The organism is Acinetobacter sp. 1424608 (genome assembly GCF_000588255.1).
In the GTDB taxonomy this organism is placed as follows: domain Bacteria; phylum Pseudomonadota; class Gammaproteobacteria; order Pseudomonadales; family Moraxellaceae; genus Acinetobacter; species Acinetobacter nosocomialis.
In genome coordinates this window covers 142,376-159,218 of sequence record NZ_JFXL01000004.1, presented here as the reverse complement: position 1 = coordinate 159,218, position 16,843 = coordinate 142,376, and the positions used below count along the sequence as shown (strand labels likewise).

At 37.5% G+C, this 16,843-nt stretch carries 14 protein-coding genes; 5 read left to right on the top strand and 9 right to left on the bottom strand.

All coding sequences use genetic code 11. The features are described from left to right. The first annotated feature begins 60 nt into the window (after positions 1 to 60). Complete coding sequence (locus tag J678_RS10150) at positions 61 to 1,629, top strand: histidine-type phosphatase (RefSeq protein WP_017392824.1); 1,569 nt, start codon at positions 61 to 63, stop codon at positions 1,627 to 1,629. A 108-nt stretch (positions 1,630 to 1,737) separates the two neighbouring features. Then, positions 1,738 to 2,478, top strand: coding sequence for an adenosylcobinamide-GDP ribazoletransferase (locus J678_RS10145; protein WP_017392823.1), 741 nt, complete (start codon positions 1,738 to 1,740; stop codon positions 2,476 to 2,478). Between the two features lie 47 nt (positions 2,479 to 2,525). Here the strand turns inward: J678_RS10145 and J678_RS10140 are convergent, their stop codons facing one another. The 8 genes from J678_RS10140 to J678_RS10115 all read right to left on the bottom strand — a co-directional run bounded on the left by J678_RS10140 (position 2,526) and on the right by J678_RS10115 (position 11,907). Then, positions 2,526 to 4,646, bottom strand: a complete 2,121-nt coding sequence (locus J678_RS10140; RefSeq protein WP_017392822.1) for a TonB-dependent receptor — start codon at positions 4,644 to 4,646, stop codon at positions 2,526 to 2,528. A 66-nt stretch (positions 4,647 to 4,712) separates the two neighbouring features. After that, positions 4,713 to 5,204 (bottom strand): hypothetical protein, encoded by a 492-nt coding sequence (locus tag J678_RS10135; RefSeq protein WP_025466095.1) that lies wholly within the window; start codon positions 5,202 to 5,204, stop codon positions 4,713 to 4,715. Positions 5,205 to 5,340: 136 nt separating this feature from the next. Then, the gene (locus tag J678_RS10130; RefSeq protein WP_016805781.1) at positions 5,341 to 6,450 is read right to left on the bottom strand and encodes a 3-deoxy-7-phosphoheptulonate synthase; all 1,110 of its coding nucleotides are present in this window, start codon (positions 6,448 to 6,450) and stop codon (positions 5,341 to 5,343) included. A gap of 96 nt (positions 6,451 to 6,546) precedes the next feature. Beyond that, positions 6,547 to 7,431 carry a sulfite exporter TauE/SafE family protein gene (locus J678_RS10125; RefSeq protein WP_002049910.1) on the bottom strand — a complete coding sequence of 295 codons (885 nt, stop codon included), beginning with the start codon at positions 7,429 to 7,431 and terminating at the stop codon, positions 6,547 to 6,549. A gap of 138 nt (positions 7,432 to 7,569) precedes the next feature. Further along, on the bottom strand, positions 7,570 to 7,866 hold the full coding sequence (locus J678_RS0104075; protein ID WP_017392820.1) for a hypothetical protein: 297 nt from the start codon (positions 7,864 to 7,866) through the stop codon (positions 7,570 to 7,572). After that, entirely contained in the window at positions 7,863 to 9,419 is a 1,557-nt protein-coding gene (locus J678_RS10120; protein ID WP_031956396.1) for a PepSY-associated TM helix domain-containing protein, read from the bottom strand. The genes J678_RS0104075 and J678_RS10120 overlap by 4 nt, the downstream gene beginning before the upstream one ends. Next, positions 9,412 to 9,711 (bottom strand): hypothetical protein, encoded by a 300-nt coding sequence (locus J678_RS0104070; protein WP_004709000.1) that lies wholly within the window; start codon positions 9,709 to 9,711, stop codon positions 9,412 to 9,414. Before J678_RS0104070 ends, J678_RS10120 begins: the two co-directional genes overlap by 8 nt. A 60-nt stretch (positions 9,712 to 9,771) precedes the next feature. Beyond that, entirely contained in the window at positions 9,772 to 11,907 is a 2,136-nt protein-coding gene (locus J678_RS10115; protein ID WP_025466094.1) for a TonB-dependent siderophore receptor, read from the bottom strand. A gap of 220 nt (positions 11,908 to 12,127) precedes the next feature. Here J678_RS10115 and lpxB point away from each other — a divergent pair, with 220 nt between their 5' ends. Then, on the top strand, positions 12,128 to 13,303 hold the full coding sequence (lpxB, locus tag J678_RS10110; RefSeq protein WP_017392818.1) for a lipid-A-disaccharide synthase: 1,176 nt from the start codon (positions 12,128 to 12,130) through the stop codon (positions 13,301 to 13,303). A gap of 3 nt (positions 13,304 to 13,306) precedes the next feature. On the opposite strand, the gene J678_RS10105 is transcribed toward lpxB, so the two are convergent. Continuing rightward, complete coding sequence (locus J678_RS10105; RefSeq protein WP_017392817.1) at positions 13,307 to 13,948, bottom strand: CerR family C-terminal domain-containing protein; 642 nt, start codon at positions 13,946 to 13,948, stop codon at positions 13,307 to 13,309. 116 nt (positions 13,949 to 14,064) lie between these two features. Here J678_RS10105 and J678_RS10100 point away from each other — a divergent pair, with 116 nt between their 5' ends. Further along, on the top strand, positions 14,065 to 15,084 hold the full coding sequence (locus J678_RS10100) for an HlyD family efflux transporter periplasmic adaptor subunit (protein ID WP_017392816.1): 1,020 nt from the start codon (positions 14,065 to 14,067) through the stop codon (positions 15,082 to 15,084). Then, a complete protein-coding gene (locus J678_RS10095) occupies positions 15,077 to 16,840 on the top strand; it encodes an ATP-binding cassette domain-containing protein (protein WP_017392815.1) in 1,764 nt (587 codons plus the stop codon). Before J678_RS10100 ends, J678_RS10095 begins: the two co-directional genes overlap by 8 nt. Positions 16,841 to 16,843: the final 3 nt, after the last annotated feature.

Genomic DNA, 16,843 nt, shown 5'->3' with positions numbered 1-16,843 from the left:
GAACTGTCATTACTAAAAATTAAGCTATTGGCATTTATTAATTAATTACTTATTTGGCTTATGAATATTTTATTTAAAACTAGTGTGCTTGCAGCCTCATTATTGCTCGTGGCTTGTAATAATAATGATGATCAAGAAGTTCAAACTCCACCATCTACAAATTCATCGAAATATTATCAAACCAAAACACCTTATCAACCACAGCAAGATCTAAAAAATTATGAACAAGCTCCAAATGGGTTCCAGCCAGTTTTTACAGAATTGGTTGCGCGACACGGTTCGAGAGGACTATCAAGTCTTAAATATGATTTAGCACTTTATAATTTATGGAAACAGGCGAAAACAGAAAATGCTTTAACGCCTTTGGGTGAGCAATTAGGTGCTGACTTGGAAGCCATGATGAAAGCCAATATTTTATTGGGCTATGGGGTTGAAGGTATTCGCCAATACGGTTATGGAAATGAAACCATGACCGGTATTTTAGAACACCGCGGGATTGCCGATCGCCTATTACAGCGCTTGCCAACACTTGTAAACTCTCAAGCATCTATATTGGTACAAAGTTCTGGGGTAGATCGTGCGGTGGATAGTGCTAAATTCTTCACTGCTGAACTGATAAAACAACAGCCTCAGCTGAAAGATAAAATTGTTCCTGTGTCTTATACCAATTTATCGAGTTCAAGTGTTCCTAGTCTTGTAGACGGGGGTGTTGATCGTTTTAAACTTTATTTTCATAGTCTAAATGCGACTGAAGATTTAACTCAACCACTTAGTGCTAGCCAACAAAAAATTTATGATGCTAGTCAGGCCTATCAAGATTTCGAAGCAAACAATAAAGATTTAGCCCAAAAGTTGAGTGAGTTATCGAAGAATACTCAAGCAGAAAAAATTGCCCAGTCCGTACTCACTCCGATTTTTAAAGCAGACTTTATTAAAAAACTTGGTACGACAGGTTATAGTTTTAGCAATAATGGGTCTTTTACAGTAACTTCACCAAAAGGTGAGCAAATTACAGAAAAAGGTAAGGGTAAAAATACCATTGCTAGTGCAGTAGATGCTGCGGCTTATGTTTATGAGCTTTATTCAATTTCTGGTGGTATGAAAGATGAGTTAAAAGGTGTTGATTTTGATAAATATATGCCTTTGGAAGCCGCAAAATTTTATGCTGAATTTAATGATGCCAATGATTTTTATGAAAAAGGTCCAAGTTTCACAGAGTCGAACCAAGTTACAAGTGAAATTGCTCAAGGACTCAAACAAGATTTATTCCAACAAGTTGATGCTGTTGTAAATAAAGCTCAACCATATAAAGCAGTTTTACGTTTTGCCCATGCTGAAATTATTATTCCTCTGGCAACTAGCTTGGATTTGCATAATATGATGCAGCCTTTACCACTACGCCAGACTTATAACTATTCAACAAGTACATGGCGTGGTGAAGTAGTTTCACCTATGGCAGCCAACATACAGTGGGATGTTTATCAAAATAGTCAAGGCTCGACTTTAGTGAAGATGCTTTATAACGAAAAAGAGACTTTATTTAAATCTGCGTGTAACTATGCGCGTTACACACCAACTAGTTTTTACTACGACTACATCAAATTAAAGCAGTGCTATCAAATACAGTAGTTTTTCACAGTTTTTGAAGTGTTTAATGGGAATAGGGATTGCTATTCCCATTTTTATTTCCTCATAATTCAGTTTGTTTTTATATATAGATCAGTTAGAGAGTGGGATATGACACCTTTTTGGATTGCATTGCAATTTTTAACTGTTCTACCTATTGAGTTAAAGACTATACCAACGGCGCAACAAAATGGTCGGGCTATTTTGTTTTATCCACTGGTTGGGATGATTATTGGTGGCATACTTTTTCTTGTTGCCTGTCTTTTAGCCAAATTACCCGTTGTTTTACTTGCCGCAATTATACTTACTTTATGGATTTGGCTGACTGGGGGATTGCATCTAGATGGACTGGCCGACACAGCTGACGCTTGGGTAGGTGGCTTTGGGGATAAACAACGTACTCTACAAATCATGAAAGATCCGAGCTGCGGCCCAATTGGAGTGCTGAGCTTAGTTATCATTTGTTTGCTCAAGTTTGCTTTGGTCTTTGTATTGATTGAACAACATCAAACGCTATTCTTAGTATTTGTTCCTGCACTTGGACGTGTGGTGCCATCTATTTTGTTTTTAACTACACCATATGTTCGCGAAAAAGGCTTAGGTCGTTCTTTGACAGACCATTTGCCTAAAACTGTTTCATGGATAGTAGCTGTATTAATTTTACTGTTACCTTTGTATTGGGAATGGCAAGGGCTGATAGCGGTAATTGGTTTTCTAATAAGCCTGATTTATTTAAGATATCTGTTTATAAAACGAATTGATGGCATTACGGGAGATACCGTGGGCGCTACGATTGAAATTAGTGAAACCGTTCTGCTTTTTACTTTTGTCTTAAGTTGTTTTTATTTATAGTTAAATTAAGCGTTTGTGGCCAGTTGTGACCACAAACTTAAATTTACTTAATTACCAAAATGATAGCGTAGACCTATTAAATATGTACGTGGAGCTGCCGGTGTATAGCTCACTTCATTATTACTAAAAGAAGTGCTTTCAGCATAATGTGTATCTGCCACATTTAAAATCTGACCATATATTTCATAGGCCTTTTTACGATAGTTTGCGCGCAGGTTGAGTACCGTATGACCATCATATTTTTGAGTATTGGCGTCATTAATCCAATATGAACCTACATATACACCTTCTGCTGAGAGTAATAATTCGGGGATTGGCTTACTTTGATATTCAAGCGTACCAAAAGTTTTTGGTGCGCTCGGCATATCATTTCCACTGTAGCCAATAGTAGCTGACGGCTGGAATTGTTCATAACGATGACGAGCCCAGCTACCTGAAATTTTCAATTTTTGGTCAAACTGATCGGAAATTTGCCAAGTTCCACCGACTTCAATACCTTCATGAAGAGTTTTACCTGCATTACGTGGTTCACGGGTATTATCGGGTTTAGTATAACTAATTACTTCATCTTCGCCATTTAAACGATAAAGCGTAATTTCACCATCCAATCGGTCATTGAATGTTTGAAAACGGACACCTGCATCAATATTGGTAAAAGTTGCTTCAGTTAAATTCGGAGTAACTAAATTTGCGCCGTAAAGGCTACTGACCTCTGGTGGAACAAAGCCTTGTGACCAGTTTGTATAGAAGTCGATTTGAGGAGTAATATTCCAAATTGCTCCTAATTTTGGACTAGCCTTATGAAAATTTCTTGTTTCATCTGGAGCGCCAGTAACATTAGAAGGAGTTAGATTATTCTGATAGTCATAACGAATCCAATCATAACGTGTGCCGCCGACTAAGTTTAAGTTAGGCAAAGCTTGCCAATTCACTTGAGCATAGATCGCTTCATTATCAACGTCGACATCAAAATCACGTAAAAGCTTTCGCTGTTTAAAACTCGTATAAATACGTGTAACAGGATCTCGAAAAACTTCAATATCATTAGTTCTGCCCTGAGTCGGTGAGTGCTCAGCCATACTACCCACGACTAACTTGAATTGGCCTAAAGTTGCTGAGTGTTGTAGGTTGACTCCATAGGACTGAAAACTATTATAAGTGGTTTGCCCGCTGTAAGTTCCTGTTGCAACTCCATCTTTCTTGTCAGTTTTTATGTTATAGCTTGGATTTTGCTCGGTTGTATTATCCCGATAATATAAAGTGATTTGACTTTGCTGTTGATCATTCCAGTCATGACTTAGTTGGGAGGATATACGTGTTGCATCTACTTCCCGGTAAGTAAATGTCTGATAGCTATAGCCAGGCCGTTGGCTATAATCTTCAGTATTTAAGCTACCTGTCATATCTGCATATAAGTGGTTATAGGTAAATATATTTTTCAGTTTAGTTGAATCAGAAATTTGCCAGTCATGACGTACTGTAATGCTTTGTTTATCTGCTTCGGCATGATCTTGCCAGCTATCACCACGATCACTGGCATAGGCAGAAACTCTTAACCCATGGGCGCCAGTACGAGTATCAAAGGTATCAGAAGCTCCCACGTCAACACGGCGATAACCTTCACTACTTGCGCTCAGACCAATATCTGCTGTTGGTGTGGCACTCGGCGCCTTGGTTAAAAAGTTGAGGGTTCCGCCAATTGCATTACTTCCATAAACACTACTTGCTGGTCCACGTAAAATTTCAATATTGTCTACACCCGCCATATTCATCTCATACAGGGCATTATGGTTAAACACACCTACAGGTCGAATTGAAAGGCCATCTTCTAGATATTGATAAACAGCAGCAGTAGTCATGGGCTGGCGTATAGACATCATGTGCTGTTCATTACCAAGATCATTCATTAAAACCCCTGGTGTCTGGTTCACAAGTTGTCCAATAAAAGTGGCATGTTTATTTTCTATTTGCTCACTATTAATTTGGCTAATTGCAGCTGGAGTTTTATTCAGTATTTCACCTTCGCGACTTGCCGTGACCACAATAGTTGCTAAGATTTTTGTGTCATTGTTTGCTGGTGTTAAGTCTTCAGCAAAAACTAGTGAGGTAGATGAAGCAGATAAGCATGCTGCGCTTAAAACAGATAAGCGAAATTTGAGGGATGACATAGAATGCCCCTATAAAAAGCAATAAATTTTGAATCCCTGAAAATAGGGATGAGAAAAGTTATGGTTTTATAGAGCAGTTGGTGGGGCGTGTTTAATCGGTAAAATAGAGAAAGTAAGGGGAAGTTCTAGTTGTATGGTCCACGTATGACACAGACATCGTACACGGCTAAACCAACGTAAAATTAAAACAAAAATCAAAGCAATGAGTGGAATTAAAATTGCTGCATCTAGCCCATGCGTACATAACGGGCAATGCTTCATGATTTGAGTAGCTAACGCGAAAACCTCTTGAGCATGCTTGGTATGAAATTTATTCTGAATAGATTCCATATGGTGATGAGCATGTGAAAGGTGATGCTGCTCCATATTAAAATTTTGTTGGTAGGCTGAATGCTCTAATACAACTGGTTGGCAGTGACTAGGCATAGTATACAATTCAGGTACGATGCCAATTTGCACAAGAGTAGGCAAAAAAATGTGCCATAGTAAACACAGCAAAGTGATAGCACTTAAAAGCGTGCGCCACTTCAGCAAATGTTGACGGAAACTCAGCACCATATTTTAGGCGGTCGTAGTGGAAAAACTCGTCGAAGTATAATCAAAAACGAATAGCTGTCATAGCTGAATTCCGACCAAACAAAATAAAAAAAACCCTCAAAAATGAGGGTTTAATCTTCAATCTTTAAAAGATGAATTAACGGTTAGGTAAAACATCTTTTAGAGCTTCATGCATTTCAAGCAATGTCTTTTCGGTAGTTTCCCAATCAATACAACCATCAGTGACTGATTTACCATATTCAAGGTCGCAAAGATTTTCAGGAATATCTTGGCGGCCGCCTTTTAAGTGGCTTTCGACCATAATACCTACGATAGACTTATTACCATCTAAAATTTGTTCAGTAATATTTTTAAGAACAAGCGGTTGTAAGTATGGGTCTTTATTTGAGTTTGCGTGGCTCGCATCGATCATGATTTTGTTGCTAACTTTTGCTTTTGCTAAAGCATTTTCTGCTTCTGCAACAGAGCCAGCATCGTAGTTTGGCTTACCATTACCGCCACGTAATACTACGTGTGCATAAGGATTACCATTTGTATTAATAATTGAAACCTGACCGTCTTCATTTAAGCCTAAGAAACTATGGCCATATTTAACAGACTGCATGGCATTGGTTGCGACAGTTAAACCACCGTCTGTACCATTTTTAAAACCTACTGGTGATGATAAGCCAGAAGACATTTCACGGTGAGTTTGGCTCTCGGTTGTACGTGCACCAATAGCAGACCATGAAATTAAATCTTGGTAGTACTGTGGAGAGTTAGGGTCAAGTGCTTCAGTTGCACAAGGTAAACCTTTTTCATTTAACTCAAGTAAAAGTTTACGACCAATACGTAGACCTTTCTCAATGTTAAATGAGTCATTCATATCTGGATCGTTAATTAAGCCTTTCCAGCCAATTGTTGTACGTGGTTTTTCAAAATAAACACGCATAACTAGATATAGAGTATCTTTAACCTTTTCGCTTAATGCTTTTAAGCGGTCAGCATATTCGTGAGCAGCTTTTGGATCATGGATAGAGCAAGGACCAATAACGACAAATAAACGTTTATCTGAGCCATCTAAAATATTACGAATAGTTTCGCGGCCTTTTAGAACAGTTTGGGAAGCAACATCAGATAATGGAAGTTCTGACTTAAGCTCAGCGGGTGTTACAAGAGTTTGGATACTTTTAATGTTAACGTCGTCGATATCTGGCTTTGAAACGGAATTTGAATGTGTAGTCATTGCTGTCACTGGTTCGATCATACTAAAGGTTGTTTTGTGTACTGAATATACCATGAAATAATTATGAAAATACTACATCTCATGGCAATTCAGTTTGGAAAAATCCTATTGATTTTACTATCTTTCAGTCGAGTTGCCTGTTTTTTCAGCAACTACTGCTTGTTGTACCACAGCTGCTTTTGGTTTGGCTTTGACTGGGTGGACCATAAAGTTAACACCAAGAGCAAATAGAGTAATACCCAAAATTTTACGGATTAAACGTTCCGGCATACGTGAGCTAATTAATGTGCCAATAATAATTGCCGGAATAGAACCTACCAACAACCACATAAGTAGCATAAAGTCGACGTTACCGGCACTCATATGTCCAAGACCGGCAACTAAGGTTAGTAATACTGCATGTACGACATCTGATCCAATAATTCGAATCATTGGTAAGTTCGGGAACATAATCACGAGTGCCATAATTCCAAAGGCACCGGCACCAACAGATGATAACGTTACGAATACACCTAGAATAATGCCCATAATCACAATATAGGTGCGTTTATTTTGAACAGCTAATTGCTCATTTTCAGTTTGGGTATTCTCTTTATTTCGGAATTTATTAAAGAACTTTTCAATACGAGTACGGAAAATAATAGAAACACCAGTCAAGGTCAGCATAAAGCCTAATACCATTGTTAAAACAGCTTTATAGTGTGTTGACTGGCTTAAATAATGTTCCAATACCCAAGCAGTACCGAAAGACGCAGGAATACTACCCACTGCTAGCCATAAAACAATAGGCCACACGATATTGAGTTTTTTTGCGTGAACCATTGATCCACAAAACTTTGAAATTGCGGCATAAAGTAAATCGGTACCAATTGCGATATGCGGTTCAATTCTAAAAAGACCAATTAAAATTGGTGTCATTAATGACCCACCACCAACTCCTGTAATACCTACACAGAAGCCAACTAACATACCCGCTAAGATAAATTCAAAAGCACCAGACATCTTTATCGCCACTTATCACGAAACGCAGATATCTTATTCCTTTTAGAGATAAACAGTTGTCATGAATAATGATTTACTTATGCAAAAAAACGCTAAGCAATCAAAAATATGCCTATTTTGATGAAATTTTATTCAAATTCATGACTTGGAAGATGATTTGAAAGCTCTCAATGGGTTAAGCCAAAGTATGAGTAAAAAGGTAAGAGGTGTTGCAAAGATCCACCAGCTGACAAAACCAATTGAAAAACCATATTTTTTGATAAGAATAAACCCGCTCAACGCAAATAGTAAAAAGGCCAATATCCTCAACAATGAATAATATTTTTGAGCTAAAGATTTGAAATGACCAGTTGATTTCGATGAGCGATACTTTTCAGCCGATATGAATAGTAAATACATGCCTAGTAAAGTCAGGATAAACACAAAGAACATCATGAATTCACCTCAATATTTAACTTATTCAGCTTTTTTTGAATTTTTTCTACGGCTTTATGTTGAATCGGTTTAATTTTAAAAAATATGAAAAGGGCTAAGGCTGCAAATAACCAGAAAAAAATGTCTATGCGTGCAAAATCCCAATAACTACTAAAGTTTTGGATATAATGATTTTTTAGCAAATAACTTATATTCAAGAGAGGGAGTGCTATACAAAGCAAAATGAAGATACCAAGTTGAGTTCGCCACAAATATTGTTTTTTAGTGATGAGCGCAATAATCAAGCTTATTAGCCACACCAAGAAGAAGCTATAAATTTCATAATTAACAGTGGTCGCCGTGACTGTAAACAATCGATTTGCATATAAATAAGCAAGTGTTGCACAAGGCAAACCTATAAATGTAGCAACATTTAAACGATCAACTAAATAATGCCCAAAATGAAACTTACTATTTTTCTTTTGAAGTTGGCGTTTTAGGCTCCAAAGTAACAAGCCAGATGCAATCATTACACATCCTAAAATACCAGAGAAAAACAACCCTAAGCGAAGTAAAGGCTGAGCAAAAGTTGCCATGTGTAAGCCATATACTCCAGCATAAAGTGTAGCAATAGGACTATGATTACGTGTATCACCCAAGACTTTAGCGGTTGTAGCATCTAATGTGATTTGTGCTTGATTACGGGTAATAGAATGGTCTTCTTGCTGAATAAACGTAATTTGAGCCTGATTCGTATTTGGGTTTTTAACACTAATAGTTGCTAAAGTTTGATTTCCCCAACGTTGTTCTAGTTGAGCTAATAACTTTTCAACTGGTAAATTCTGTGCAGGATGCGGCGCTGTACTTTCTGTGACTGTTTTTGTACGAATTTCGGTAAAATATTGATATGGATTCTCTGGATAGAATTTTTGCATTCCCCAAGGAAGATATAAATAGAAGAAAATAGCCAAGCCTGTAAAAGTAATAGTCAAAAAGAAGGGCAGTGCAAGAACAGATGAAACATTATGAAAATCTAACCATGAACGCTGAGACTTAAAGGTCCGTAAAGTAAAAAAGTCGCTAAAGATTTTTTTATGGGTAATAATGCCTGAGATTAAGGCAATTAACATAATAAAAGCCGCTAAAGATACAACGAGCCGTCCAATTAATATCGGAATACCAAAAAGTTGATAGTGAAAACGATAGAAGAAGTCACCACCTTCAGTTGCTGAAAGTTTTAGTTCTTGACCAGTATTTGCATCAAGTGTTGCATTTCCATAACCACCGTCTGGTTTTTCCCAATACATAGTGTTAGCAGGACTTTCTGCGGTAGCAACAGTTAAATACCAAGATTTGGCATCTGGAGCGTTTTTTTGTAAGTACTGATATGCTGTTTTAATTGCCACATCTTGTTTTATTTCGTACTGTGCAAGTGCTGGTTGCATCCATAAATTAATTTCATGGCGGTAATACGACAAACTCCCCATTAAAAAAATAGTAAATACGAGCCATCCAAAAATTAATCCAGTCCATGAATGCAGCCATGCCATAGATTGGCGTATACCTTTATGCATAACTCACCATCCGTGTCACAATAAAGAAAAGGGTAAATAGCACGATTGATAGCCCAGTCACTTTCCATAATGATTGAATGCAAAAACCTACCATCACAAAAAATACATAAAACAAAATAGAGATAAATGCTGCCAAATAAATGGCTTCAGGTTTATCTAGAGTCAAATGAAAGATACCAGTAAGCCCAAGACTTAAATAAGCCATACAGGCATAACCCATACCGAAAACGACTAAAAATCGATAGAAAACTTTTATACGATATGACATAGGGAGATTTAATGTTTTGGACATCTTTACTGGCACATAAAAAATAAAAGAAAGCCAACACCTAAAGTGGAGTTGGCTACGCGTTTAATATTTAAACTTTACAGCAACCGTATAGTTGGCTGAGGGTCCATAAAAGCCTTGACCATTAGGGAAACTATACAAATATTTCTTATCGAAAATATTATTTCCATTGGCTTGGAGCGTAATGTGATCATTCACTTCATAGCTCGCCATTAAATTTACTAAGGCATAAGCATCTTGCTTGATGGTGCTGTTTGCTGTCGAGTCGTATAGCTTCACGGCATCTTGCCATTGTAGCCCTGCGCCAACTTTCAGCTTAGGTAAAACTGATGGTGTATAGGTAGTCAGCAAATTAAGGGTTTGGTTTGGATTATACGTTCTCGCTTCGCCACCATTTTTAATATCTTTAATACTAAATTGAGCATAGCCAAAAGCAAGATTGATGTTATCAGTGATTTGACCAGATAACCCGACTTCGACACCTTGTGACTCTAAATCGCTGGTTGGTACTTTTCGATTAAGTGGATTTCCGTCCGAGTTACGTAGTGGGTAATTGTTTTGTTCGGTTTTGAATACTGAAAGCGTTCCAGTTAAACGGTCATCTAGCCATGAGCTTTTTACCCCCATTTCATAGCTTTTACCTTCAATTGGTTTTAAAGCTTGATTGGTATCTTGATCAATACCAGTTTGTGGACGGAAAATTGAGGTATAGCTCATATAACCTGTATATTCAGGTGTGAAGTTATAAGTTAAGCCCGCATACGGTGAAACTTTACTTTCACTATATTCCATAGGCGAACCATAGCTTTCGCCTTTACTCTCGGCTTTCACATAGTTTGCGCCAAGCAAGAGTTTTAAATCTTCATTGAGATGTAAACGTGTAGCTGCATAAATTGAATCTATATTTTGCGTATAGTTCGCTGCTTCAGAGAAATCTGACCACGTTATAGATTGAGGTGTCCAACTTGCCCAGTTTGTAGTGGTCGAATTGATAACATTACTATCGTTAATTGTTCCCGTAGATTGTTTATCGTGTTGACGACTACGTACATAGTTATAACCTAACGTTGCTTCATGCTCTTGGTTAAAGAGCTTATAAGTTCCCTCAAGGTTAAAATCTACAGCATGTTGTTCTTGATGCTCTTGGCCACCCCATGGTGTCAAAGACACTCCTGAACCATCAGCTTTTGGATAACCATAATAGTAAAGGAGGCGACTGTTATGCTTGTTATCAAGATAGTTATAAGTCAGCTTAGCTGACCATTGATCATTAATTTTCTGTTTTAATTCAACAAAAGCATTCTGTGTTTCATTATCCCAATGCGCCCAGTCAGGGTTTGGGTTATAGGAGCGATCATAAGAAATTTGTTTGCCGTTGGCATCAAGCAAGGGTAGAGCACCCCAGTTGTTTGCATTCGGTTTATTTTTTTCTTGGCTATAACCTACGGTAAGTAATGTTGTATCTGTTAAATCAGCTTCAACAATACCAGCGAAACCATTTTTTTCTGAAGAATATCGGTCAAGGTATGAGTCACCAGTTTGCTCATAGCCCATAACACGACCACGGACTTTTCCACTTGGTAGAATTGAGCCAGATACGTCAGCCTCATAACGCTGAGTATCCCAAGACCCGTAACTTATACCTCCGCTTGCTTGAAATTCTTGGGTTGGGCGTTTTCGAATATTATTGATGGTTGCACTTGGGTCACCAAATGCATTCGTTAAAGAATCAGCACCTTTAACGACTTCTACACGATCATAAAAATAAGTATCAGGATTAGTATTGTTATAGTTATAACCTGAGAGGGGAAAACCTACGCCGTCAGTTAAAATATTTGAAATTTCAAAACCACGAGCCATATAAGTAGTTCGCTCAGTTTCCTGATTGGTTACTGTGACTCCGGGTGTATTGTTTAGAACATCTCGGGTGCTAGTAAGCCCAAAATCTTCAATTTGTTGACGAGTAACGACATTAATAGTTTGAGGCGTTTCTTTAGCCTCAATGTTAAGCTTAGTTGCACTGCTAGAGTTCTTAACATTATAGGTTTTGGTTTGTTCAGAAGACTGCTCTGTACTTGTAGCTTTAACTTGAATCGTCTGCAAAGCTTGTATATCTGCATCTTGAGCATACGTGAGATTTGCATAACAAATCGCGCAGGCGATTACAGAAAGTTTAAATGGTCGAGGTGGGATGGTCATAATAGTAAAGATAATGTAAATAATTCTCATTTATTTTATTGTTTGTAAATGTAAGCTACAATTCAAATCACATTGTTAATTTTGATTAAAAGATAGTGCATGAGTGTAATTTTAGATTGTGGTGTGCTTCTGCTGGCTTTAGCCATATATATTTAGCAAGTTCAAGATTAATAAGCCTCTATGCTAGAATGCATTATTTCAAATTTTTGGGTAAATCGCCTTGGCAAATCGAAAACTTAAAATAGGCATTGTAGTTGGGGAAGTTTCTGGAGATACACTGGGTGTGAAACTTATGCGTAGTTTCCGTGAACAAGGAATCGATGCTGAGTTTGAAGGAATCGGTGGACCCCAAATGATTGCCGAGGGTTTTAACAGTTATTATCCAATGGAAACTTTGTCTGTAATGGGGATTGTTGAGGTATTAAAAGATCTAAAAAAACTATTTGCCGTGCGAGATGGTTTAATTAACCAATGGACTCAGCATCCGGTTGATATTTTTATTGGTATTGATGCACCCGATTTTAACCTCAGACTTTCTAAAAGTATTAAAGAAAAGAATCTTCCGATCAAAACAGTTCAATACGTGAGTCCATCTGTTTGGGCGTGGCGCCAAGGGCGTGTACATGGCATTAAACAGAGCATAGATTTAGTACTTTGTTTATTTCCGTTTGAAAAAGTCTTTTATGAGCGCTATGACGTTCCAGCGGCCTTTGTAGGTCATCCACTAGCAAAACAATTACCACTCGAAAATCCAATTCAAATTGCTAAACAGCAATTGGGCCTTAATGAAAATCAGAAGTATATTGCTTTATTACCAGGTAGCCGAAAAGGTGAAGTAGAGCGACTTCTTCCTATGTTACTGGGTGCTGCTAATATTTTGCATACCAAATATCCAGATATCCAATTCTTGATTCCGGCCATTAATGATGCCCGTAAGCAACAGATTGAGCAGGGTGTTCAACAACTAGCGCCTCATTTAAAGGCTTGCATTAATATTTTAGAAAATACAGATAGTGAATCTAAAATTGGCCGTATGGTCATGAATGCAAGCGACATTATTGCTTTAGCTTCTGGAACAGCGACGTTAGAAGCAATGCTTATGCATAGACCGATGGTCACTTTCTATAAATTGCATTGGCTGACTTATATAATTGCTAAGCTTTTGGTCAAAATTCCTTACTATTCTTTACCGAATATTATTGCGGGTAAAAAAGTTATTGAAGAGCTGATTCAGGCAGATGCTACGCCAGAAAATTTAGCAGCTGAAATAGAAAAACTAATGAATGTTGAAACGGCGCAAATTCAAGTAATGCAACATTTAACCATGCATAAACAACTTATTTCTGGAAATACGGAAGATCCTGTTCAGGCTATTTTGAAATGTCTGAATAGCTAACCTTTAGGATTTTGATTGGCTAATTGCTTTTAATCCTGCTAATGAAAATTTTTTGAAATGTTCAATTAAATCATGCAATGGCATCTGAGCAATATTTTTAAGAGGCTCAGGTGCTTGAGCATTTGGTCCAGCAATAATGAGCATCATGCAAGGTGTCATCACGCTTAAAATACATGGTAAAACCGCTGGATCATTTTCCTCTAAACATGCAACTTGACTAATTAACTTACGAATAAGAAAAAATTTTCTCATACCTGTAAGTTCAATAAAACTTAATAAATGCTCAGAAGGTGAAAACAGTTCACGAATAAAAACTTTGCCATGCCAGACATCTTTTTCTGTCAATTTATGCAGTAAAGTTTCAAGTAGTAAACTCAATTTTTCTTCAGGAGAGTAAGTGCTTTCGACAAGTTCTAGTAAGTATTGTTCATCTAGATAGTGGGCATACGCTTCCACCAAAACTGCTTGATATAAACCATCTCGACCATCAAAGTGATAGTTAATTGCAGCTAAATCGACATTAGCAGCGTTAGCAATTGTTTTGTTCGCTGTTTTTGCAAAACCATACTGGGCAATTAATGGTCCTGCTGCCTCAATAATTTTAGTCTTTGTTAAGTCACCATCACTTCGTCTAGATCTGGACATGTTTAAACCTAATTTTCATTCACCATAAAAGTATATCTTTTATTCAAAGATTGGAGTAATTTAAATTTAAATTGAATTTAAACTAAGAAAATTTGAATTTAATAAAGGATAATAAGATGAATAAAAAAGTGATTGCCATAGTCCTAGTTATTATAGCTCTGGTTGTCATCGGTTTTTGGGTGTGGGGATATAAGACTAAAAATCAAGAAGATAGTAATTTGACTCTATATGGAAACGTGGATATACGCCAAGTTTCACTTGCATTTGAACAGTCGGGCCGTATTGAAAAACTCTTAGTTCAAGAGGGCGATAAAGTTAAAGCCGGTCAAGTATTAGCAACTCTGAATACTGATGCATTACAAATTCAGGCAAAGCAAGCCCAAGCACAACTCAAAGCTCAACAAGAAGCTATCGTTAAACAACAAGTCGGAGCTCGGCCAGAAGAAATTAGTCAAGCAAAAGCACAACTCGCTTCTGCTCAAGCTGATTTAGATAAAGCCAGTAAAAACCTGCAAAGGTTACAAATATTGGTGAGTAGTACGGATGGTAGGGCAATTAGCCAACAAGAACTCGACTATGCCAAAAGTAATCAACATAGTGCTGAAGCAGTAGTCCGTGAAAGACAAGCTAATTTAGAATTGGTCATTAAAGGCGCTAGACAAGAGGATCGAGAAGCAACCAAAGCACAATATGACGCAACCAAAGCGAATTTAGATCTAATCAACTATAACCTTACTCAAGCTGTACTAAAGTCTCCTGTAAATGCAGTGGTGAGAGCGCGACTACAAGAAGTTGGAGATATGACCACTGCGCAAAAGGCAGTTTATACATTGGCCTTAACCGATCCAAAATGGGTTCGTGTATATGCAAATGAAAAAGATTTGAGTTCCATTCATATGGGTGGTACGGCACAGGTCATTCGAGATGCTGATCCGAATCAACCTATCAATGGAAAAATTGGCTATATATCTTCTGTGGCTGAGTTCACGCCTAAAACTGTACAGACTGATGAGATAAGAACAACTCTAGTTTATGAAGTCCGGGTTTATGTAAATGACCCGAATGATCAATTGAAAATGGGTCAACCAGTGACTGTAAAAGTACCACTTGTTTCAGGTGAGAAAGCTCATGACTGATAATAATGTAGTGGTTCAAGCCCATCATTTATCGATGATTTTTAAAGGTGAAAATAAAAAGTTAACAGATACTAAGGCAATTGATGATTTGGATATGCAAATCAATAAAGGAGAACTTACTGCTTTAGTTGGCCCAGATGGCGCAGGAAAAACAACTTTATTAAGATTAGTTGCTGGACTATATAAAGCTACTTCAGGTTCTCTGAATGTGCTTGGGTTTGATATCGATAAACATCCTCAAGCTGTGCAAGACCGTATTAGTTATATGCCACAACGTTTCGGTCTATATGAAGACTTAAGTGTACAAGAAAATTTAAATTTATATGCTGATTTACATGGCGTTCCCAAAGATGTACGCAGTCAAAGATTTAAACGGTTATTAGAAATAACGGATCTTACTCAATTCATTCAACGCCCAGCAGGGAAACTTTCTGGTGGAATGAAACAAAAGCTAGGACTGGCATGTACGTTAGTTCGTTCCCCAGAATTACTATTGCTTGATGAGCCTAGTGTTGGAGTAGATCCTTTATCAAGAAGAGATTTATGGACTATTATTGAACAGCTTGTTCAAGAAGAAAATTTAAGCGTTATTATAAGTACTGCTTATATGGATGAAGCAGAAAAGTGTGACTATGTATATATCATGTATGAGGGCAAAATTTTAAAGCAAGGCTCACCTGAGCAATTAAAAGAAATAGCACATGGACAAACATGGAAAGTAAAACTTTCAGAGCAAATTAAGGCACGGACTTTACAAGCCCAATTGCTTGGAAATTCTGTTGACATTATTGATGCTGTTCCAAAGGGTGAACAAGTAAACTTTATCAGTCGCCAAAAAGAATTATCAACAGATATTTTACCTCAGGGGCTAGTCGCTCATAGGCGATCAGCCGAACTTGAAGATGCGTTTATGATGTTGTTGCAGCAGACTCAAAAGCAAACAAAACATGTATCTGTTCCTGAGCAGAATTTTCAATTAGAACAAAACAATAATTTAAAATCACAACAACCCGTCATTGTTGTTAAAGATTTAGTCAGAACCTTTGGCGATTTTACTGCCGTTGCCAATACATCATTTGATGTAAAGCGAGGCGAAATATTTGGATTACTTGGCCCAAATGGTGCGGGTAAAACCACAACATTTCGGATGTTATGTGGATTGTTACCAGCAAGTAGTGGTTATCTAGAAGTTGCTGGTAAAAACTTACGCACAGCTCGTGCTGAGGCACGAGGCAAAGTTGGGTATGTCTCTCAGAAATTTGCACTGTATAGCAATTTAACTGTTTTAGAAAATTTGAAGTTTTTTGGTGGGGCCTATGATCTAACAGGCAAAAAACTAAATCAACAAATTGATAATGCATTAGAACAATACGATTTAAAACCTCATATTAAAAGTGGTGATTTACCCGGTGGTTATAAACAACGACTATCTATGGCTGCAGCACTATTGCATGAACCAGAAATTTTATTTTTAGATGAACCTACGAGCGGGATTGATCCTCTTGCACGGCGTTCATTTTGGTACAGCATTGGCGAGCTAGCAAATCAGGGAATTACCATCATTATTACGACTCATTTTATGGAGGAGGCGGAATATTGTGACCGCATCGCCATACAAGATGCTGGAAAGTTATTGGCCTTAGGCTCCCCCCAACAAGTACGCGATTTAGCCAGTCGAGATAAGCATATTGGTGATATGAATGAGGCTTTTATAGCAATTGTAGAGCAAGCCCGTGCTTTAAGGCATGCTGTTTAGGAG